Origin of the sequence: Synechococcus sp. CCAP 1479/10, assembly GCF_019038515.1 — a bacterium.
Lineage (GTDB): Bacteria > Cyanobacteriota > Cyanobacteriia > PCC-6307 > Cyanobiaceae > Cyanobium.
On record NZ_JAFKRJ010000047.1, the window covers coordinates 25,673 to 47,087 of the forward strand.

General features: G+C 60.2%; 20 protein-coding genes. 5 read left to right on the plus strand and 15 right to left on the minus strand.

Translation table 11 applies throughout. The features are described from left to right. Positions 1-8 precede the first annotated feature (8 nt). A complete protein-coding gene (locus KUG39_RS15325) occupies positions 9-356 on the minus strand; it encodes a DUF5615 family PIN-like protein (RefSeq protein WP_216916276.1) in 348 nt (115 codons plus the stop codon). Further along, on the minus strand, positions 353-583 hold the full coding sequence (locus KUG39_RS15330) for a DUF433 domain-containing protein (protein WP_216916278.1): 231 nt from the start codon (positions 581-583) through the stop codon (positions 353-355). Before KUG39_RS15330 ends, KUG39_RS15325 begins: the two co-directional genes overlap by 4 nt. 187 nt (positions 584-770) lie before the next feature. Here KUG39_RS15330 and KUG39_RS15335 point away from each other — a divergent pair, with 187 nt between their 5' ends. Continuing rightward, the gene (locus KUG39_RS15335; RefSeq protein ID WP_216916279.1) at positions 771-2,444 is read left to right on the plus strand and encodes a protein adenylyltransferase SelO family protein; all 1,674 of its coding nucleotides are present in this window, start codon (positions 771-773) and stop codon (positions 2,442-2,444) included. Between the two features lie 26 nt (positions 2,445-2,470). On the opposite strand, the gene KUG39_RS15340 is transcribed toward KUG39_RS15335, so the two are convergent. From KUG39_RS15340 to KUG39_RS15365, 6 genes are all read right to left on the minus strand, one after another. Next, positions 2,471-2,908 (minus strand): TA system VapC family ribonuclease toxin, encoded by a 438-nt coding sequence (locus tag KUG39_RS15340; RefSeq protein ID WP_216916281.1) that lies wholly within the window; start codon positions 2,906-2,908, stop codon positions 2,471-2,473. Then, positions 2,905-3,162 (minus strand): ribbon-helix-helix domain-containing protein, encoded by a 258-nt coding sequence (locus tag KUG39_RS15345; RefSeq protein ID WP_216916283.1) that lies wholly within the window; start codon positions 3,160-3,162, stop codon positions 2,905-2,907. The genes KUG39_RS15340 and KUG39_RS15345 overlap by 4 nt, the downstream gene beginning before the upstream one ends. Before the next feature lie 108 nt (positions 3,163-3,270). Next, on the minus strand, positions 3,271-3,627 hold the full coding sequence (locus KUG39_RS15350; RefSeq protein WP_216916286.1) for a HepT-like ribonuclease domain-containing protein: 357 nt from the start codon (positions 3,625-3,627) through the stop codon (positions 3,271-3,273). Next, positions 3,611-3,907, minus strand: coding sequence for a nucleotidyltransferase family protein (locus KUG39_RS15355; protein ID WP_106221736.1), 297 nt, complete (start codon positions 3,905-3,907; stop codon positions 3,611-3,613). The genes KUG39_RS15350 and KUG39_RS15355 overlap by 17 nt, the downstream gene beginning before the upstream one ends. A 38-nt stretch (positions 3,908-3,945) precedes the next feature. Continuing rightward, positions 3,946-4,764, minus strand: coding sequence for a DUF3427 domain-containing protein (locus tag KUG39_RS15360; protein ID WP_286193245.1), 819 nt, complete (start codon positions 4,762-4,764; stop codon positions 3,946-3,948). After that, entirely contained in the window at positions 4,736-5,821 is a 1,086-nt protein-coding gene (locus KUG39_RS15365; protein WP_216916289.1) for a DEAD/DEAH box helicase, read from the minus strand. Before KUG39_RS15365 ends, KUG39_RS15360 begins: the two co-directional genes overlap by 29 nt. Positions 5,822-5,952: 131 nt before the next feature. Here KUG39_RS15365 and KUG39_RS15370 point away from each other — a divergent pair, with 131 nt between their 5' ends. Genes KUG39_RS15370 through KUG39_RS15385 form a run of 4 tightly spaced genes read left to right on the plus strand, consistent with a single transcriptional unit; the run spans position 5,953 to position 11,716 of the window. Beyond that, positions 5,953-7,902 carry a hypothetical protein gene (locus KUG39_RS15370; protein WP_216916291.1) on the plus strand — a complete coding sequence of 650 codons (1,950 nt, stop codon included), beginning with the start codon at positions 5,953-5,955 and terminating at the stop codon, positions 7,900-7,902. Between the two features lie 3 nt (positions 7,903-7,905). Further along, positions 7,906-8,955, plus strand: coding sequence for a hypothetical protein (locus tag KUG39_RS15375; protein WP_216916293.1), 1,050 nt, complete (start codon positions 7,906-7,908; stop codon positions 8,953-8,955). After that, positions 8,952-9,674, plus strand: a complete 723-nt coding sequence (locus tag KUG39_RS15380; protein WP_216916295.1) for a DUF6339 family protein — start codon at positions 8,952-8,954, stop codon at positions 9,672-9,674. The genes KUG39_RS15375 and KUG39_RS15380 overlap by 4 nt, the downstream gene beginning before the upstream one ends. Then, positions 9,674-11,716, plus strand: a complete 2,043-nt coding sequence (locus KUG39_RS15385) for a DNA cytosine methyltransferase (RefSeq protein ID WP_216916297.1) — start codon at positions 9,674-9,676, stop codon at positions 11,714-11,716. The genes KUG39_RS15380 and KUG39_RS15385 overlap by 1 nt, the downstream gene beginning before the upstream one ends. A gap of 96 nt (positions 11,717-11,812) precedes the next feature. Here the strand turns inward: KUG39_RS15385 and KUG39_RS15390 are convergent, their stop codons facing one another. From KUG39_RS15390 to KUG39_RS15420, 7 genes are all read right to left on the minus strand, one after another. After that, a complete protein-coding gene (locus tag KUG39_RS15390; protein WP_353617404.1) occupies positions 11,813-13,120 on the minus strand; it encodes a GmrSD restriction endonuclease domain-containing protein in 1,308 nt (435 codons plus the stop codon). A 137-nt stretch (positions 13,121-13,257) separates the two neighbouring features. Then, the gene (locus KUG39_RS15395) at positions 13,258-13,788 is read right to left on the minus strand and encodes a very short patch repair endonuclease (protein ID WP_353617405.1); all 531 of its coding nucleotides are present in this window, start codon (positions 13,786-13,788) and stop codon (positions 13,258-13,260) included. Continuing rightward, positions 13,781-14,764, minus strand: coding sequence for a DUF6339 family protein (locus tag KUG39_RS15400; protein ID WP_216916302.1), 984 nt, complete (start codon positions 14,762-14,764; stop codon positions 13,781-13,783). The genes KUG39_RS15395 and KUG39_RS15400 overlap by 8 nt, the downstream gene beginning before the upstream one ends. After that, a complete protein-coding gene (locus KUG39_RS15405) occupies positions 14,761-15,660 on the minus strand; it encodes a hypothetical protein (protein ID WP_216918360.1) in 900 nt (299 codons plus the stop codon). The genes KUG39_RS15400 and KUG39_RS15405 overlap by 4 nt, the downstream gene beginning before the upstream one ends. Continuing rightward, positions 15,657-17,573: a hypothetical protein gene (locus tag KUG39_RS15410; protein WP_216916308.1), complete on the minus strand. Its 1,917-nt coding sequence runs from the start codon at positions 17,571-17,573 to the stop codon at positions 15,657-15,659. The genes KUG39_RS15405 and KUG39_RS15410 overlap by 4 nt, the downstream gene beginning before the upstream one ends. Before the next feature lie 4 nt (positions 17,574-17,577). Then, a complete protein-coding gene (locus KUG39_RS15415; RefSeq protein ID WP_216918362.1) occupies positions 17,578-18,573 on the minus strand; it encodes a PD-(D/E)XK motif protein in 996 nt (331 codons plus the stop codon). Beyond that, on the minus strand, positions 18,570-21,299 hold the full coding sequence (locus tag KUG39_RS15420) for a Z1 domain-containing protein (protein ID WP_216916312.1): 2,730 nt from the start codon (positions 21,297-21,299) through the stop codon (positions 18,570-18,572). The genes KUG39_RS15415 and KUG39_RS15420 overlap by 4 nt, the downstream gene beginning before the upstream one ends. Positions 21,300-21,415 lie beyond the last annotated feature (116 nt).

Genomic DNA, 21,415 nt, shown 5'->3' on the forward strand with positions numbered 1-21,415 from the left:
CATGGGGGCTATGGGCCCGGGCTGAGCACCAGAAAACCTGCCTCCGGATGGGACGAGAAAGCTTCGATGGCATCGATGTGATCGAGCAGAAGCTCAGCCGTTGCTCCGTTGCCCGCGTTACCGATGGCCAGGCAGATCACCTTCGGCGGGAAACCGCGGCTCATGCTGATCCGCAGAAAATCCTCGTCCTTGGTCACCAATAGGTCGCCGTCAAGGCGAGCCCGATCCCAGATCGCCAGATCGTCGGCCCCACCCAGCCCAAGAAGCCGCACATGCCTTGAACCTGGGAACCCACCGGAGAGCAGAGGCAGGAGACGCTCGGAAAGGTTCTCATCCAGAAGCAGATGGACGCTCACGCCGCCGTGGTCAGGCTGAGGAGCAGGCGTTCCCGATCTGCCGCATAGGCCAGGCAAGCCAGCACGTCGTCATGGTCGAGCTGCGGGAAGTCCTCCAGCAGTTCCGCTTCACTCATGCCGCTGGCAAGAAAGCCGAGCACATCACCCACCGTGAGTCTGGTGCCGCGAACGCAGGGCTTGCCGAAGCGCACGGCTGGATTGATGGTGATCCGCCCTTGGAAGTCCATGGTTCAACGCTAATCCGCCCACGTCGCGTTCAGGCTCGAACGCACACGCGAACCGCACAACCGGCGTGATGGCCGCAACGTCGCCACTGATGGCGACAGCCTCGCCAGGATGGTGACCCCAGCGTCAGGGCCCTGCCCAGGCCGCGCCACACCCGAGAGACCCGTGCCGACAGCAGCGCCCACCTCCGTGCTGACGAAAACCTTCGCGGACTTTGCCCAGCGGGCCGACTATTCGCTGCTGGATTCCCTGCGGGCGGATCCCCAGGCCAGTGGCGACGGCCAGGATCACCGGCCCCGCCAGGTGTTCTCCGGCCATTACGTGCCGGTGACACCAACGCCGCTGCCGGCGCCGGAGCTGGTGGCGCACAGCAGCACCCTCTTCCAGGAGCTGGGGCTGGGCGATGGGCTGGCCCATGACGACCACTTCCGACGCCTGTTCTCCGGCGACATCACGGCAGCTCAGGAGCGGATGCGGCCCTATGGCTGGGCCACCGGCTATGCGCTCTCGATCTACGGCAGCGAATACATCCAGCAGTGCCCGTTCGGCACCGGCAACGGCTATGGCGATGGCCGGGCCATTTCCGTTTTTGAAGGCGTCTTTGGCGGCCGGCGCTGGGAGATGCAACTCAAGGGCGGCGGCCCCACGCCCTACTGCCGCGGCGCCGATGGTCGCGCCGTGCTGCGCTCCAGCGTGCGCGAGTTTCTGGCGCAGGAGTTGATGCACGCCCTGGGGGTTCCCACCTCCCGCTCGCTGACGCTCTATGTGTCTGGATCGGAAACCGTGCGCCGGCCCTGGTATTCCCCGAACTCCCGCTCGTTCGATCCCGACATCCTGGTGGACAACCCGGCGGCGATCACCACCCGGGTGGCGCCCTCGTTTCTGCGGGTGGGCCAGCTGGAGCTGTTCGCCCGCCGCGTCCGCAGCGGTGCCCATCCGGAGGCGCGCAACGAACTGCGGATGATCGTGGTGCACCTGATCGAGCGCAACTACCGCCAGGAGATCGATCCGGCCCTGGACTTCGCTGACCAGGTGGTGGAGCTGGCGGGGTTGTTCCGCGGACGGCTCACGTCTCTGGTGGCGAACTGGATGCGGGTGGGCTACTGCCAGGGCAATTTCAACAGCGACAATTGCGCCGCCGGGGGCTACACCCTCGACTACGGCCCCTTCGGCTTCTGCGAACTGTTCGACCCCCGCTTCCAGCCCTGGACCGGCGGCGGCCAGCATTTCAGCTTCTTCAATCAGCCGGTGGCCGCCGAAGCCAACTTCCAGATGTTCTGGGCCTCCCTGCGGCCCCTGCTCGAGGGCAACCCAGAGGCGCTCGCGCGGCTGGATGCCATCCGCGAGGGCTTCGCCGAAGCGATGGGCCAGGAGCTCGAGGCGATGTGGGCCAGCAAGCTCGGCCTGATCCGCTACGACGCCGAGCTCGTGCAGGACCTGTTGCAGCTGATGGTGAGCTTCAAGGCGGACTTCACGATCTTCTTCCGCAGGCTGTCGGATATCCCCGAGCAGGTTTCGGCCCTGCAGGAGAGCTTTTACCTGCCCTGTTCAGAGGAGCTTGATGGGCAATGGACGCAGTGGCTGCAACGCTGGCGTGCCCGCCTGGCGGAAGCCGGCGACATCCGCGAAACATCGGCAGCGATGAAGCGCGTCAATCCCGCGGTCACCTGGCGCGAATGGCTGATCGCCCCCTCCTATGAACAGGCGGCGCAGGGTGATTACGGCCTGGTCAGGGAGCTGCAGGAGGTGTTCCGCCATCCCTATGCCGCGATGGCTCCGGAGCTGGCGGCGACGTACGACCGACTGAAGCCCAGGGAATTCTTCAACGCCGGGGGTGTGTCGCACTACAGCTGTTCGTCCTGAGCGGAGGACGTTCGCTCTGAGCTGTCTCAGGCTTCGATCAACCACAGGGCCTCGCGGCCGCCCGCGACCCCCTCGCAGTTGAGGCGGCGGTCAAAGCTCACCAGCCGGCCGCCACGGTGTGCCGCCAGCGCCAGCAGGTAGGTGTCGGTGAGCTGGGAGGCTTCCAGCAGTCTTGAAGGATCCACATGGCTCTGGTCGAGCAGGCTGAGCGAGTCCGGCCAGAACTGATGCTGCGGATGGCGGATCAGCTCCGCCACCAGCGGCGCCACCACCGCCGGTGGCCCCGGACTGTTGGGATAGCGGGGCTGGCCGAGGATGCGCAGCACGGCGTTCTGTGTGAGCGGGCAGGTGGCCCACCCCTTCGCCTGCGCGGCCGCAAACCAGCCATGGGCGGGTTCGTGGTGCACGTGGCGCCGATCCAGCAGGGCGATCAGCATGTTCACATCGAGCAGGGCCACACTCACGCCAGCTCGTCGCGCAGGTGGTTCACGAGCTCCAGATCCACCGGTGCTCCCTTCTCCTTCCAGGGCAGCAGGGGCAGGCCGTTGCGATGGTCGGCCCCTGGGTCTCCCGAGCTGGAGCCGGGCGCTGGCGCTGGCGCCACCAGGGCCTGGCGTGCCAGCTCGCTGATCACGGCACCCAGGCTGGTGCGCTGTTGCCGAGCCAGCACCCTTGCCGCCGCCAGCACGTCGTCGTCGAGCTGCAGGGTGGTGCGCATCTGATGTTGACGCATCAAGCATCAATGGTAGGGGTGCCTGCCCTGTCCGGGGTGCTTGCGCGCATACCGCCAGGGGGGCTCCTCATCCCCGCACGACCAGGCTGCCCGTCAGGCCATAACGGCCTTCAGCTGAAGGATCAGCAGCGGCAATTCCACCTGGATCACATCCCACACCACATCAAGATCGACCCCCAGGTAGGCGTGGATCAGTTGATTGCGCATCGCGATGATCTCCCGCCAGGCAATCTCAGGATGGGCGATCCTCACCTCCTCTGGGATGCGAGTGGCGGCCTCGCCGATCAGCTCGATGTTGCGAAGAACGGCGTCCTGCATCAGCTGATTTGCCTCGAACTGCGCACGGTTCAGATCGGCGCAGTAGCCCACGGCACGACGGGCAAACCGATCCATGTCCTGCGAATAGAGGCGCCAATCGCGTTTCGGATTGCCGTCAGAGGGTGATGGCATCCGCCTCCACCGCAGGCCTGAGCTCCTGCCGGAGTGCTTGTTCCGTCACCAGATCGACAGGTTGCTGGAGCAGATCTTCCAGGAACAGCTGGAGGCCATAGAAGCGTCTGGCTGTGGCTGGGCCGTCGAAGGCCACCAGTAGATCCACATCGCTGCTCGGTGTTGCCGTGCCGCGGGCCCAGGAGCCGAAGATCCGCAGGCTGCGCACGCCGAAACGCTCACTCCAGACGGGCGCGTGCTGGCGCAACCGGCTGATCAACGTTTCGGAACTGACGTCCATGGCCGGCAGTGAATGCTCAGGAGTGGCCTGGGATGACGCTAAACCGCCAACGCCAGCTCCGGCACGAACGCCGCCGGAATCCCCCGCTGCAGCCGCCAGCGAATCGCCATAGGCCGCTCGCCCTCGTGGCTCACGTAATCCGCGAACCCGAGGCAAAGAAACGGCAGCGTCACCCCGCCGCGCCTGTTCTCCTCCCGCACGAACAGCATCACCCTGCTTCCGCGCTCAACGTGGTGGATGTATCTCTGCCCGGTGGCGGACGCTTCCCGGGTGAGGCTCTGGCTCTCCCAGTGGAACTCCCACGGGGAGATGGCGTAATCGTTGTAGCGGGTGGTGGGGGAGAACAACCGCTCGGATTTCTTGAGGGTGATGAAGAAGACGTCGCACTGGGTGGCGTCATCAAAGAACACCCCCTCACGGCCGGGAAAAGGGCGGGCCTCGTTCAACAGCCCAAAGGCGGCGAACACCTCGGCGCGGGAGTAGCGGCCGTGGAGTTGGAGGGGGATGGGGGGCGGATCGGCGCGGTCCCAGTCGAGCGGCGCCACCAGGTGGTCGGTGCGATCGAGCAGCAGCGCGAACAGCTCCACCAGTTCGGCGCGGAGACCTGCGGCAACCCAGAGCCGGACGAGGGCCTCGGCCAGGGGCAGGTGCTGCCGGCCGCTGCCCCACAGCTGGGCCATCAACATGCGCCAGCTGCGTTCCGTCTCCGGATCAAAGCCCGCCAGATCGGGCGATGCCGCGCGCTGCAGCTGATCCACCAGCCAGCGCAACCGCTCGGGGTCATCCAGATGCAGCAGCCCCCCGGCGATCCCCCGCCCCAGCCGCTCCTCATCGCCGGTGGCCGCCCCCGACGCCAACCACCCCAACTCTCGCTGCAGCAACGCCCAGGAGCCCGCCACGTTGTAAAACTCCCCCAGCTCCATCCCCAGCCCCTCCAGCAACCCCGCCAGCGAGCAACGCCCGAGGCGGCGGGCTTCGGCGAGCAGCTGGGGACGCCGGTTGGGCAACGAATCTCGCAAATTGGCAAGCACCCGCTCGCTCGCCACCCGATCGAGCTGCAGGCTGCAGCCGGCCGGCAGGAAAGGAAACCCGTCTTTGATCTGCTGCTCCAGCTGGTCGCGGGTGCCGCCGAGCAGGGCGCGGTAGCGCAGGTCGAAGCTGCTGCAGGAACACGATGGCGCTCTCGGTGGGCCGCAGGAACAGCACCGTGTCGATCTCGGGGATGTCGAGGCCTTCGTTGAACAGGTCAACGGCGAACAGGATCTGCAGCTCGCCGGAGCGCAGGCGGCGGATCTGCTCGGCGCGCTGCTCGCGGGGGCTGGAGGAATCGAGGGCGGCGGCGCGCAGGCCGGCCGCCACGAACTTGCGGGCCATCCAATGGGCGTGCTCCACGCTCACGCAGAAGCCCAGGGCCCGCATCGAATCGAGGTTCGTGACCTTGCCTGCCAGTTCGCGCAGGATCAGGCGCAGGCGGGCGTCGTCGGCGGTGTAGAGGTTGGAGAGGGCTTCGCTGGCGTAGCCGTTGCGGCGCCATTCGACCTGCGACAGGTCGGTGCCGTCGTGGAGGCCGAAGTAGTGGAAGGGGCACAGCAGGCCCTGCTCCAACGCGCTCCAGAGGCGCAGCTCGGCGGCAATGCGGCCGTCAAACCAATGGAGGATGTCCTCGCCGCCGGTGCGCTCGGGGGTGGCGGTGAGGCCCAACAGCAGGACGGGCGCCAGGTGGCGCAGCCAGCGCTCGTAGCTGGCGGAGGCGGCTTGGTGGAACTCATCGACGATCACCACGTCGAACGTGTCCGGCGCCAGGTCCGCCGGATCCAGCCCAGCGAGCGACTGCACCGAGGCGAACACATGGCGCCACTGGCTGGGGCGCTGGCCATCCACCAGCAGCTCGCCGAAGGAGCCATCGCGCAGCACCTGGCGGAAGGTGGCGAGGCTCAGGAGGTACGACCCGCTGAAAAGGTGGCACTGAATACAGGAGAGCAGTACGCCTGTTCTCTAGGATCACTTCGGCACTGCATCTAGTGTGCACGGGACTTCAGAGCGCTATGGCTGCCCCCCTGACATGGGTCTCAACCCCTGCTCTCGGCCAGGGCAGATCGAGCGGTGGCAGCGCGGCTGCCGAGCTCTTCGAGGGTGGTGGAAGCCAGCGTCGTCGATCTCTCCTCGAGACTCTCGTTCGTGAGATCTGTCAGAACAGCACTGATCAGCGGATCGGTCGAAAGGCCGCCGAGGTCTGTTTCGACCTGATCCTTCTGCGAGGAGATGAGCGCGATGCCTTTCTCTCAGCCATCAACTGGGAGTCGCTGCGCCCGCATCTGGCTTCCGTGAAGGGGGCCGGGGGAGCTGCCCTGACGCTCCGTGCCGGTATCGACGCCATGGAGGCCGAGACGCTCGTCTGTCTCCGGATCAGCGACAGCGGCACGGCGGGGTTGACCGGAGATGACTGGGACGAGGAAGGAAACTTCCGCCGTCTCTGTGTCCAGAACTTCTCGACTGGGGAGGAAACAGGTCGCGGCGGAAGCTTCGGCCTCGGCAAGGCTGTGAGCTGGATGCACTCCCGCCTGCTCACGGTGCTGTTCACCTCTTCCGTCCACGGGATGGAAGACAGGGGGCTGCGGGTGTTCGGCCGCAGCGAGCTGCCCGCCCATGAGCTGGGTGGAGAAGCTTTTCTTGATGGCGCCTACCTCGGAGTGGCAGCGGAACGGGATGGGATCCCTGTGGCCCTGTCCGACTGGCGTGAGGCAGAGGCAGCCAGCCCGCTGCAGCTTGATCGCGCCGGCATCAGGGGTTCCGGCACATCACTTCTGATCCCGGCATTCCATGAGCCTGATCGAGATGATGTTGGCAGCCTGGGGATTCGTGAGCCTGAGGAGCTCTGCCGCGATCTCACCGACGCCGCAGCGAAGTGGTTTTGGCCCGCCATCAGCTGGGGCCGCCTAAAGGTGCGCTCCCGTGTGCTGGCCTCCGGCGAATCTCGGGCCAGTTTCGAAAGCAGGGCTGAGGTGAGCGGGCTCTGGGCTCCCTTCCTCGCGGCCTCCCGGGCGGAACCCGCTGGAGAGCCGGCGCTGGTGCCCGGTGATTCTGCTGCCACCGACATCACCGGATTCCCCCTGCCCAGCCGCATCCACCCCGAAGACCGACCCGAGCTGCTTCATCCGGCTCTGGAGACCATGATCAGGGTCGGGGTGACACGTGTCTCCCCCAGTGAGGCCTGCCTCCCCTGCCGGTCCACGATCGCCATGATCCGTGGCGCCGGGATGGTTGTGGACTATGCCGAAGGGCTACGCCTCCAGGACGGAGGCAGTTACTGCGCGGTCGCCCTCGTCGGATCCGCGCTGCTTCACACTTTTCCATCCGAGGCGCTGGAAACCTGCAGAGAATTTGCAGGAGATGCCGAGGAATATTTCCGTGCCGCGGAGCCCGTCACCCATGACGATTGGATTCCCACCACACGCAGGTTGCGTGAAAGTTACGACTGGCGAGGCTCTGCTGGCCGGCTCAGGGGACTCCGGGCTGAGATACGTCAGCTTCTCCAGCTTCGCCTCCTCAGTGCCGATGAGCCTGCACCGGATGCAGGACCTGAACTTCTCATGCGAATGCTGAGCCTCGGAGAAGGAGCCGTGCCGGTTTCCTCCGCCACAAAGGGAGAGAAGCCACGACTTGAGGTGCGTGTTGATCGTGAAGGATCCTGGTTTGATCCCCAACGGGGTGGCTGGGCTGTCCAAGGGGAGCTGATCCGCTACGGCCGCGATGACGATTCTGTGACGGCCGGGCTGAGTTTCCGCAGCATCGCCGATTCCGGCCAAGGTGATTCGTGGCGAATCTCCGGGCTTGAAATTCACGGCTCACAGAAGAACCTCACCATGACAGACACCGATGGTCGTCGGCTGGTCTTCTCCGTGGCGCGTGGGTTTTCTTCCGTTCCTTTTCGCTGTCTCGTGTCTCCCCCCGCGGGTGTCGATCCGGCGCTGACCGGTTTCCGTCAGGGAGGTTGATCAATGGAATTCCTTCCTTGGCGAACTGTTGATCTCGATGGGGCCTTCCGCGTCACAGCTCCTGAGAGCATCGCTGAAGAGGTTATTCAGGAGGTCAGCAATGCTGTCACGTTCCGATTCCGTGGTGATCTCAGTGATGTGCGACTGGAGGTCCTGCTCACCCCCCCTTGGGGCTGGGAAGAGTGCTTCCTGCCTCACGAACAGGATGATCCACCCGCGCAGTTTCTCTGCAGGCTGATCAGTCGCTCCACCGGTCGACGCATGGTGATCTCCCTGGAATCCGATGGCCTGGGTCTGTGGTTTGCGGATACTGCCTACACAGCGCTGCTCGATGGTGAGGAGATCCGCGCCGAGGCCCTGCTCGTGCGGACCCGTGAGCCTCAGGCAGCGGTGGACGGTTTCGGCTGCAGAAGGGGGCAGATCCTCGGCCGCAGCAGAATTCACACCGTTCGGTTCTCCGGTCGTCCACGTTCCGCAGAACCCCTGTTCCACCTGCGCTGGGAATCGTTCCCTTCCGGAAACAGCCAGCAGCTGTTCCGGATCCTCCCCGGTGAACCACCCACGATCGAACTGAACGCGGCCGTGAGCTCTCCACTGCGAAGGCTGCTCATGAGTCGCTCGCGTCGACGGAACGGCGGAGCCCTCCTGCGCGATGCGCTCTTCAGCTCCGTCTGTGCCACTGTCTGGCCCGTGCTGGTTTCCACAGCACTCCACGAGCTCGAGACCATCGCCTCAGCGGATCTTTGTGCCACGCCCGAGGAGGCCATAGATCAGCTGGGCAGCTGGCAGAGGCGACTGCTGGCACTGTTTGCGGCAGGGCTGGCCGGAGTGGATCTTGAACCCCATGCCGCGCTCCCGCAGCTTGTCCATGAACTCAGGCGCCCTGGGGGCTTCACGGCCCTCATGCTGAGGTTGCCTGCGCTGATCCAGCAGGAGACCAGGCTGGTCAGGCTGGCCGAGTCGATGGCGGAGGGGGCCCATCTCCCACTCGAGATTGACCCTTCCGGCACAGGCGCTGAAATCGCACCCGTTGTGGGGGTGGACGTGGCATGAACAGCTTTCTTCAGAGGCTGCAGTGCCCCGTCAGCGAGCAGGGCTTGGTCGAGGCCCTGCGAAAGTCAGGCGAGTTGCCCGTGAGCGACCTTTCCAGAAAGGTGGACCTGAGCCGGTTGGATCAGGTTGTCCGGCAGGCGATCACCTCAGGTGTGAAGGAGTCGGCGCTCGATGCCTTCCTGGTCGAACCCCTTCACCGCACTCTCCGCGGTATGGGTGAAGCCCTTCGAACGGACATGCGCATCTGGCACTGGCTCACCGTGGTGCACTACCCCGAGCTGGTCTGGCTCCGATGGAGGGGTTCAGTGCCTGCTGATCCCGAAGAGGGCTTTGTGCTCGGGAACGGCCGAAGGCCGGTGCCCGCCGTGCGTTTTCTGGGCACGGCCTCGATCAATGGTCATGGCCGCAATACCTTTGCTCGCCTCTTCTTTGCGGCCGATCGTTTGATAGGCACAGGTGGCAACGATTATGATCTCGTCCGGAGGCTCTTCAGCAGCCAAGAGCTTCATCTTGGTCTCAGTGACCGCGAATACGGTCTCCTTCCCCATGTGAACCGCGTTCTCACCCGCAGGCTTGCCGATCTGCCGGATCAACAGGTGAGAGCCGGTGTGAGGAGCCTCAACGCTCTTGGCGGTTCAATCTGTCTCGATCTGCTGGATGAGGGAGAGATTGAGCGGCTGGTGTCTCCTGATTCCGTCCCCACTTCCGGCAGTGCATGATGGCGAAATCAACTGTTGTGCAGGCTGATCCTCACCGCCTGAAGGCGCTGAAGGGCCCTGAGCAGAGGCTGGAGGCGCATCCCGAGGCCTGTGAGCTGGACGCACTTCCTGCGCATGTGCGCAAGCTGAACGGCAACAGACCACTTGCGGTGGACCTGTTCTGCGGTGCCGGAGGGCTGAGCCTCGGCTTGCATCGCGCCGGATTCGAGGTGATCCTGGGAGCCGACATCCGGCCGGATTCGATCGCCACCCACCGCCACCACTTCGGGGGATGCTCCCACAAGGGTGATCTGAGTGATCCGGAAGAGCTCCAGAGGATCATTCTTCAGCTCAACCGCTGCGGAGACATCGCACTGGTAGCCGGAGGACCACCATGTCAGCCTTTCTCCCGGAACATCCGCTGGCGCAAGCACGATGAGGATGTGGCCGGACAGCACTGGGAGCTCAACAGCAGTCGGCGGGAACTCTGGGAATCCTTCATGACCGTGGTGGAGGACGTTCGCCCAAGGGCCTTCCTGATGGAGAACGTTCCCGACATCGCCTTGACGGGCGACCAGGAGATCTTCAGAAGTGTGGTGAGCCGTGCTGAAGCGTCCGACTATCGCGTCCATGCTCGGATCGTCTATGCCTGGGAGTACGGCGTGCCGCAGCTTCGGCCCCGGCTGTTCATCGCCGGGACCCGCATCGGCTACAGCTCACCCATGCAGTGGCCCGAACCTAAATACTCTGATCAGGATTCAGCGCCCTCATTGATGGATGCCATCAGTGATCTGCCTCCCCTTGAGGGGGACTGGTGGGAAGAGTGGCAGGAGCGAGAGCATTACAAAGGCCCTTCCACCGCATATCAGAGGCTGATGCGCGACTGGTTACCAGTGGAAGAGAAACTGTTGTATGATCACATCACTAGAAAAGTGCGGGAGGACGACAAAACGACCTTTCAGTTGATGCGAACCACCGGCAAGAAGTATCACCAGCTGGAGGACGAGCATCGGCGTTATCAGGTCACCAGCCGGGCCCAGCGAGAGGGCCGGATTCAGAAGGAGAGTGGTAAGGAGCACAGCTTCGGCAACAAGTACAACATCCTCAGTTTTGATGAGCCGTGCATCACTATCACGGCGCATATGTCGAAAGATGGCTACTGGTACATTCACCCATCGCAGAACCGTACGCTCTCCATCCGTGAGGCGGCAAGAGTCCAGTCCTTTCCGGATGGCTTCCCTTTTCACGGCACACCCTCCAACCGGTTTCACCAAGTGGGGGAAGCGGTTGCCCCTTTGGTGGGCCTAGCTTTAGGTAAGGCACTTCTCAGGGCTGTAGAAAAGACAAACACTTCATGTGCCTGGCTCCAACCGGAAGACATCCGTAATGCTCTTCTGGCTTGGTACAGCAACGAAGGAGGGGGATCTCAGCTTCCATGGGCAAAGCAACGAGAGAACGGTGTGGAGATTCCAGAGGATTTACGTGCATGGCGCGTGTTTCTCGGAGAGCTGGTCGTGACGTCTATGAAGGCAGCACAACAGCAGGTTTTCTGGAAGAGACTGCTGAGCCGTTGGCCAGACCATGAGGCATTTCTTTCTGATCCTGAACCCAGCAGGCGGAGGACCTTCCGCAGCCTTCAGCTGGAAAAGATCGAGAGCCTTCTTCATCAGGTAGCTATCGAATTACGTGAGCATCTTCCTTGGAGGGAGTGGGTAAGACGAGATCTTGAGGGCCTCGGGCGCGACCGCATACGTCAATGCTTAGCGATGGTTGGCATCACGGCAGATCGTTCATGCAGTGTCGGCCTTGGCCGCATGGTTGGGCGGGTCATGGGGGTTGAGCAGCTTGCAGACAGTGGGTCGAGGCAGTTACGGGAGCTTCACCTCGGTCTCATGCTGGGGGGGGATCTCGATGGTCGCATCTATCGAGCTGCAGTAACGGTTGCAGAAACTTGGTGTAAGCCCGAACCTCTGTGTGATGGTGGTAGGGATGAATCTAAGCTGCAATGCCCATTGGCTGGAATTTGCAATCATTCAATTGGTGCGATCCTCGTAGATAGGTAAGTAAAGTGGATTGAATGGTTTGCTCCTAAAATGAACTCATTCTGTTGTATCTTGCCGTCGGCTGTGAATGCCCTTCTTGGCTGTGCCTGCCGTCTGTCAAGCGTCATTTCCACGGCTTCTATTGCATCGTTGATGGGCAACTCTCCCATTCATTATGGTTGTCATGCCACCCATTGACCAAGGTAGTATATGATCAGGTTCGTAGTCATCATAGCTGTCAACGATGCCGTCGCATATTCCGCAAATCTTGTCTATCGATTTGTTCCAAATATAGAGCTTTTGCTCATAGGAAAAAATCCGAACTCGATCTGTGTCGACATATTCTAGCCCTGGGAGAACTAGGTTCGAGATTATTCTGAATCGTGCCTCCCTAATCTCCTTTTCCTTTTGGGCGCCAACAATTGTTCTCCGGTATTCCTCAAAAATTCTCCCCGCTACAGGCATGCTGTCATCGTTTGACTCTACTAGCTTTTCTTCAAATTCTTCAAGTGTTGAACGTATGGTCATCACATTTCTTTCATCCAATCTGATCTTCCGATCTTCTTGGAGAATGGTGATAAACAGAAACAAAGTATAGAAGTCAGAAAGATTACTGGTAAATCGGCTTTGGCCTGGGAGTAAGCGTTTGATCATGCTTAAGGCATTGTCAAACCTTCTTTCATGAGAGGGCTTATCGGGGTAAGACGATTCATAATTCCTGTAGTGGTCCTCTACTTTCTCGCTTTTGTTCTGTGATTGTCCCGTGATGAGAGCTACAAATAGTTCTGAAGTGAATTGTTGGGCCCCCATCCTGTCTGTGGCCTGTTTTCTGAATGCTCGAGATCCCCAAAACTGATCGTCTTGAAGAGCAGCTGTTTTGTCGTAGACCATGGTTTTGAATTCACCATTGTAGAATGCGTTCAATAACTCTTGTGGATTTAGATTTGTTGATGACTTGTTGAGTCGCCGAAATATGTCGATGATGAGGTCTCTGTCTTCAGTTCTTACCTCGATATAGTTAAGTCTATAATTCCAGAATCGCTCGGACATTTCTCTAGGTAGTACTGATGCGTCAGATCCAAGAGGCGCGTCGGTGCAGTAGCAGCCTGATGCCGCGTGGTGAATATCGGTACTCCGTAGGCCTGCTCCACGAAAAGCAAACACATTGTCCTTGAATCGTTTAATGCATGTTAGCCGTTGCTGGCCATCAATAACCTCCCAAATGTCCCTTCCTTGGCTATTTTGGTGGCACCAAAGCCAAATTGGAGGTATTGGGTAGTCTCGTAGAATGCTATCAATCAAGGCTTGCTCTGTTGCATTAGACCATATATAGAACCGCTGGTAGTCGGGCTGTAAAACAAGCTCTTGAGCTCCGGCAAGTCTGCTGATGTGGCTGATATTCCATGTGCCCGGAGTAAACATCATGGGTGAGAAAGAGGCTGGTTGGAATTAAAGCCCGATGGCCTGACCATGTCAAGAGATCCGGAGTTTCAATATGGTGTGAAGTGTCCGAAGGCCGATCCAAGTTGGGTTTGCCATGATGGACTCTTGGCTCGTGGAGGCTAAGTGCTGATTGGCGTCATGACACCATTGATATGAATCTCTTTGAGCGCACTTGGCGTTGTTCCTGTGTGTTGGCTTGGCAAGGGCGATTGGGGGTCGTATGCGAAGTGCTTTAGGAGCTCTGATTCTAATGCTTGGGGATTTCTTGTCTCGCATTCCCAAATAGTCACCACTGTCCATCTTAGCTCCCTAAGGTTTCGAAGGTGCAAGAGGTCGCGTTCCGCATTGCGCAAGAACTTGGATTGCCAGAACTCCCTTCGAGTTTTTGGGTTTGTGGTGAATTTGCATCCAGGATGGCGATGCCAAAAGCACCCGTGAACGAAAATCACGGTCCTGTATTTTGACAAGACTATGTCCGGAGTACCTGGAAGATCACGGCGATGCAGGCGAAAGCGGTATCCAAGTCGGTGCAGCATCTTCCGAACCGTCAACTCCGGTGTCGTGTTCCGCCCCTTGATCGCCGCCATGTTGCGGCTTCGCACCGGTGAAACAGAAATCTGATCTGTCGCGGCATTGTTCTGCTCAGGCACCGCCGAACAGCCTCCTTAGAAGACCCGGAGGTTCTGATGCAGGTGCTTCTGAAAGCTCTGGAGTTTCTGATTGAGAGTTAGAGGAGTCAGAGGTCGCCGAAGGTAAGGACTCTCCCCTTCCGGGATCGTTTTGGTCGCTGGGTTCCTGCCCAGCAGGCACGGATTGAGCAGAACGAGCTGAAACGTACATCTCCTCACGTCGCAGGAATGTCCTGCGGATAAGGGCACCCAGTTCCTCAGGTGGAAGAAGATCGAGCGGCTGCACAACTCCGTAGGCACGGAGATCCTTGGTGGCCTCACGATAGACGCGGGTCTGGATCTCCGCGCTGCTGCTGCTGAGCCGCTCCCGCATGGCGAGGTACTCCTCAGCCAGGCACACAGCGACGTGGGGATTGCTTCCAAGGCTAGGCCTCTCGAGGATGTTGCTGAAATCGTCCTCCTTCAGCTCGCGGATAAGACCCCAGCGATCCGGATGGGATGGTCCTCGATCCAGGCTGAGCACGCGGCGATGGATTCGTTGAAAAGCATTGCGTCCCCCGCCCAGAACACGGCCCTTCCATGCCTTGTCGGATTCCGCAACAGCCGATGGAGGCCAGCGCCAAATAGCGACATCCGGAAGCACAACCACGGTAAGGAATGTCCAGCAGGCATTCCGCAGGGATTCACCGCTGGGCACTCCATCGATCCAGAGGGGTTCCCATCCGCCAAGAATCTCGGCCACCTGAAATTCGAACTCAAGGAAGCTGCGCGGACGCCTTTCCGGGAATCCTTGCTGACGGGCAGCTGAAACGATGAGGTTGCGAAGCTGTTTCAGCGCAGGCTCTTCAACAGGGAAGCCACCAGTGGCCATCACGTAGGCCTGAGAATTCTTCAGCTCCCCTATCGGCTCAAGGGTGGAAGGATCTGAGCAGAGTGCCATTTCGGCCATGATCGGCAGGGCAGCACTGTCCGGCAGCTGGGGAATCAGTATGCTCATGCTCCCTCCGACCCTCCGGCTGAGATGGCCTGGCAGCGTTGGCGAAGGACTCCGGGTTCCTTGCTTGCCTGCTCCCGCAGAGCCTGAGTGGCAGGCGTGCCTTCAATGCCGAGGCTTCTCAGCCACGCGCTTACGACGCTCCCAAGGGAAGCCTCCGGATACTCCTCCTGGGGGTCATAGCCCAGCTCGTCGACGAGGAGGCAGGAGCTGAGCACACTGGCCATGACGTCGGCCCGGATAATCCAGCGGAGCAGGCCATCCTCCTCGGCGTTGAGGCGCTGGATGAATTCCGTTCGGTCACTGTTCAGCAGAAGTGTGACGGAGGAAAGAAGTGGATCGGCAGGGCTTTCAGCCGAAAAAGCAACCAGCCACAGTCCATCGCCGAGGCTGCTCTCGGAAAAACTGATGGCGCGAACTGGAAAGCTGGCAAGGTCTCCCTCCAGAGAGAGAACAGCATCTTCACGATAGAGAACACTGCCGAGGCGAACCTGAAGACCTGCGATGCTTCCGCCACCGCTGTAGATCAGCAGGGTTGCGTTGATCCTGCTGCAGAGATGAGCCGATGTGAGGCTGTACCTCAGTTCGGCAGGATCCGATGGGATGTCTCTGACAGGCTGATCCAATGCCACGAATCGGCGGCCGGTCTGAAGGGTCGAGCCGGTCGACACAATGAGGGCGACTCGAGCACCTTCGAAAAGTGGTGCAAGGCCCGCTTTGGCAAAGAGTTCCTGTGGCTGCCACCCAAGCCGGCAGGTGATCTGCAGCTCGGACTGGTAATCCCAGCTTCCTGATCCATCACGGAAATCCCTGAGGGTGCCATCAATCAAGGCCTGCCACTGTCCAGGTTGCCGGACCAAGGGGAAGAGTGTCGGATAGGGAAACGCTGTTCTGCTCATCGCTGATCTCCTTCGATCAGTTCAGCGGTCAGCCCCACCGCCACATAGTCGGGAACGCTGAGAGAGACGAGAATCTCGACACCCTTGGAAGATGGTTCACATCGAATGGAGCCATCCGCGATCTCAAGGCCCTCACCATCGACGGTGATCCCCAAGATCTCGGGTGCTCTGCCGTTCGGCGCAACGGCTTCCCGCTCCCTTGCATCACTCTGCACCCAGGGAATGAAGCTGATGAGGGCTGTTTCCGTGCTGTCTCCGGTGAGGCGAACACAGAATGTTGCGACGGGAACTTCATCCCTGAGCTCGGTTCCGAGCGGTGCAGGGGATGACAGCTTCAGAGGGCGGCGCCGACTCGGTCCGCCTCTTGGAGCAGGGGCGGGGCCGGCCGATCCCCCTGGCCCGGTGCCGATGAGGGAGCGTCCGAGTTCCCCGGCGAGAGCGGCAAGTGACTCCTGGTCCCTCTCCCTGACCCGCAGGGCGCGGGCGACGTCCGATCCGGAGAGCTTTTTCACACGCTCCTTGATGCGCGTCAGTCCGACATTGACGAATCTGCGCTGGTGTGAAGTCAGCGACTGATCGGCCTTCGGTTCCCAGTCGTCATGAGCAGGTGGCTCGGACCTGGCGTAAGCCTGCTCAACAACGTTGTCAGGGCCTCGATCACAGATATAGACGGCTCCCCACTGGGTCTGATCAGCTTCATTCAGCGAGCCAACCTGGTACCGTACAACTAGCTCAGCCGGTCGAAGCAGCGCCATATGGCAGAGCTTCTCGGGAATCAGGGAATCATCCCCAAGGTGAATCCGGTACCGGTCATCAGCATGGAGCTGAAGAGACGCTTGACACTGTCCGAAGAAACCGATGCGTTGCCTCGGACGTTCACAGAAAACTTCGTCGGTCTGGCTTCTCGCATGCTGAAGGGCCTGTGTTAGAAGCCAGAGAGGCTGAATTGTCGAGGGGTCAGGGAGCTCGGCCTCCTCCCCCAGGATTGACAGCCGACATGTCATCGGGACGGATCCATCCTCGCGAGCGGTGAACTTCGGCCAGCAATGCCAGAGAAGAATCTCCTGAATTCTTGCCATCAAGCGCTTTTTCTGCCCCAGCCCGATTAACTCGGTACGTCCGTTGTCGTCACGAAGATCCTGCAGTTCAGGATCGAGAATCATCAGCGTTGTCCCACGCTGCTCAGGAGTGTGCCGTCCGTACATCCCGAGAGACTGTGCGATCCGAGAGCCCTCTTCGCCTGTCACAGGGTCAACGGATTCCCTTCCTTGGTCTCCGTTGCAGTGAACACCCCACCAGTGGCGGCCTGTATAGCGTTTGCCGTCATGGTCGAAGGCCATGCCTAGTGCCTTGGCGATCAGCCGATTTTCCGGCGCTTGGGCAGTTCCTGTGAGCGAGTGAATGACGACCGTGCTGCAGCCGCTGATCCTGAACAGCGAAGACTTGCCGAACCCGTAGGTACCACCTCCCAGAACCATGTCGCGGGGACTGCCGATATTACGTACGAAGTTCACAAAGTCTGCTACCTCCCCCTCCTGCACTGCCTCTGCAGCAGAGATCGGTCCACCAAGACCCTTGGTACGTTCATCGCTGATCTCCATCACGAGTGGCTCGGGCGAATCGAGAAATCGTTTGATACGCCCCGCAATCGGTTCACCGGCGTCCTGGGGCGGGAGTTCGGAGAAGAAAGCCCGCATTGCCTCAAGATGATCGCTGTCGAGAACCCTTATCCTGATGCGGAAAATCGGGGCCTGTTCACAGCCGAGAGACGCATCCCAGCTGTTCTGGAGGGCCTCTCGGATCACCAGTTCCAGAGGAGACAGCGCCGGCTGACCGAGCAGCCGGATAGCTCCGTCAGCGGCAAGATTGCCATCCCGGCTGTATGGCTCACTGTGGAGATGGATCGGAAACATCTTTTCACTCCATGGCCATGATCGTGCGGCTCAGATCCTCTTCACTCATCCTGAGGTGAGCGGCGTTCCCAAGCAGCACATCGAATCTGAGTTTCGCAATGCCTGGTGGCAGGCAGCCTTCCGCAAAATCGGATTTACGGATACGGGGGAAACCATCAGTGACAGTATACATCGACATCTCATGGAGCGTGAATCGATGTTCAAGCCAGAGATCCTTCTGTTCCTCAAGATAGCCAGCATGAGAGAGGCGCTCAGAAAACTCTTCCTGCTCCTGGATGACGGACAGAATGGAATGGACAAGCTCCGGAACACTGACCGTGCCGATCGGATTTGCACTCATGATGGAGTGGCAGAGATACAGCGAATGGCCTTCGGCAGGTTCCAGCTGATCGAGTCCGTTCACTGTTAGACGTGGCTCCCCTGCAAGATGGGAGGCCTTCGCTTCGATGTCAATCGTTCCCCAGGAGTAGTCACAGGCGGATCCCATAGGACCGTTCCAGCCCTTCCACAGCTCAGGCCGGTGGCGAGTCAGGCGATCGATGAGTAGCAGCTCTCCTGTGAGGCCCAGAATCTCCTCCTGCGAAGGCAGTGGCCCCCCGCTGCGGGAGAGCAGCCGGCGAAAGTCAAGCACCGCATCCATGCAGGCGCGCGATGGCGTCGCCCCTCCCGCGAGGTGATCGACGACCCGGTTGGCCAGAAATCCGAAAGGCTCCTTCAGGTCAGACTCAAGGCAGTCAATGCGTATGTAGGTTTCTGCATTGCCTTGACCATTCTGGAATTGCTGGCGAGAGATTTGAAGCCTCCCGCATCCAGGATTGGGCAACGGAGCACGACCTCCGGGATTGCGGAGCAGGATGCCCCGTGTGCCTCCATCCCCGAGACAGAGAAGTGCATCGCCGGAGCGTAGACCCTCCACATCGAGCGGCATGGCATCGAGACCGGAAGGACTTGGTCCGAGCCGTTCGATCTGGGCCCAGATCTGCAGCATCTTATCGATCATGGATGGCCCTCATCGTCAGTCTCTAGTGAAAGAATCTCTGCCTCATCGAACTCCTCGCCCTCCGCAGGGCGTTCCAGCTTCACTCTGATGAAGTGGCGTGCTGTGGCTCGCGAGACATTTGGGAACACGATGCCCATGCCGAGGATGTGATGAGCGAGCATCTCGGGGCTTTCGAGGCCTGCTAGAAGAGGCAGTCGACTCTGTTGGTCAAGGGGCTTTTCTGGATCCCAGCCTCTTGGCTGAGATTCTCGATCAATTGGATAGAGCAGCAGCAGGGGGCGTTTACCCAGCGCCTCCTCCCGGTAACGCTTCACAGAATCCCAGGAGTCCTTGTCCGTGCTGAAGCCGGGATCCGAAAGACCCCCCAGCCAGGCCCGATAGGCCTCCCGGTTCACATCCACAAGTACATCCGATACCCCCATCAGAGCTTTCAGATAGATGCGCGAGCGGAGTTCCTGATTGATTGAGCCACCGAAGGGAGAATGGAAGGCAGGATTGATCTTGGAGCGGTTGAGAAGCGTGATGCCATTCACCTCGCCGAAGCTGATGCTGCGACCGCCACTGGCCCCGATCACTGCGACATTCCAAGTTTCCATGCATTCCTCGGCTGAATCCAGCTCAGATTCAACGAAGTCGCTGATGCCCTGCATGCTCTCCTTCTCAAGCCTGTAGGTCCTCAAGAAACGAACAACAGCGCGATGATTGACCTTAGGGATGAGAAGAGAACTTCCTTTCCTTTCTGGGTCTCTGCCGCTGTGCTGGACAGCTTCCTTCAGCAGAAGGGCTCCAGCTTCCCAGTTGCTGGCATGAAACTCATTGCTGACAGGAAATCCTATCGTCTGTTCATGGGTTCCATAGTAGCTGATATCGCATTGTTCTAAACTTTCCATTACAAGCTTATTTCTGGCCGTGATGCTGAGGCTTGCAATCTGCGGCACGCGGATGGCCATGTCAGCAGGTGTCCAGCCTTTCCGCGTGATCTCTGAGATCTCAGCGCGGATCAGTTCTTCGACTTGCACAAGGTCACGGAAGGCGTTGTCAAGCTCTCGGGTCATCCAGATCCGCGGCAGATCCTCATAGCCTCGGCGATAGCCGAACCATCGCCCCATTTGCATCAGTGTGTCGTACTGGTTGGTGGTGCGGATGAAGAAACTGCAGACCAAGCCCTCGATGGTCAGGCCTCTAGCGAGGACGTTGCCACCGATCACAATGGTATGGAGTGGTCGATCAGATGTAAAATCAAGGCGCTCGGAGAGCTCCGATTCAGAGTTCTCAACGGTGAGGGTGATCGATTCAGCTGCTGCGAGGAGAAGGGGGCTTAGCTGCTGAAAGTCTTCCGCCTCAGCGGGGCAGTCGAGTTCGGCTCTCCTCCTGCCTTCCAGTGAGCTGGATTCGCGCTGCCAAAGCGCCCGGAGTTCCTCAATACGCTGTGCATTTCCTGATCGCAGGTCTTGCAGAACAGCAGCGAGCCATTCGTTGTGAACAAGGTTTCGCAGTCGCCGATGGCAGCCGGCGTAAATGGTGGTATGGATGAGCATGCAGCAGTGATGGTCCTCTTGCCCGCGATGTGCTCTTGCTGCGAGGGCAAGCAGAAAGTAGTCGCAGGCTGCCTTCAGGCTTGGCGTGAGGGCAGGAGTGAATAGATCACGATTGGTTCTCGAGACAGGCTGTAGAAAGGTGGCGTCGTCATCCGGCACCCTGCGGATGAATGGAAGCTCGGCTTCAAGGTCGGCTCCCTGCTCATCAGCGAAGAGCCTTCTCACGCCGAAATACCCTTCTGGCTCAGCCAGCGAAACGATGAATTCACTGGGATAGAGATCTCTGCTCCCGTCCACCGAGGTCTCTGCCATCAGGATGTTTGCGTACGGAGTTGCCGTATAGCCGACATAGGTGACTCTTGGGAGCTGATCACAAATGTCCCTGATCAGACCATTGATGCGTGAGACGGCACTTCTATAGGCTGATGTATTGATGCTGGCCTGGTCACACTCGTCATCAATGATCAGAGTAGGAATGCTTTTTCGTTCCAGTGCCGACAACCTGCTCATGGCTCTCTTCAGCCGCCTGAGCACTGCTGCATTCTTTTTGACCACCAGAAGGGCGCACTTCCCCCGCTCCAGAGTGGGAAGTTTGATCCCGTCTTCCAGCCTGAAATCCTGACCCTCCGTGGTCCCAACCCACCAGCGTTCGGGGTTGTGCATCACGACGTCGGTTTCGATCCGTCGCTGCGTCTGCTGACGCAGAATGTTCGTCAGTCCCGCCAAGATGATGACCATCCTGTAACCGCTGTCTGCAGCTTTGGCGATGGTTGCCGCCATGCTTGCTGTCTTGCCGCTCTGTACATAGCCGAGCACAAGACCTTGAAACCTTCCCTCAACTCCTGAATTTGGGCAGAGCAGCTCGTTGGTGATTCTTGTGGAGGCCTCATCAATGGAGGAGACGGCCGCCTCACCCCATCCCTTGCTGAGGAGATGATCCCGATATGCGTACCAGTTAGGGCTGGCGTTGTCTCTGGCCCCCAGATACCATCGGCTCTGTCTGCGGCTGCTGATGACCGGAACCGGAAAGAGCCGCACAAGGCCCGCCTCACGCCTTCGGAGGCCAGCGAGCGCTTCGTCGATCAGCGCTTCCTGATCTGCGGTGAGCCCGGGGAAGGCAGACTTGATCTGATCTCCGGCAGCATCGATCCCACCGGCTTCCGTCTGGAGCATGAGCTCCAGCTGCATGGTCACCATGTTCAGGAATGGGCTGCTGGCGCCGGTTGCCTGAGGCAAGGACCCGAATGCTGTTGATGCAAGCCTATCTACTCAGGCCCCCATGCAGGACCTCCTGATTCAATTTG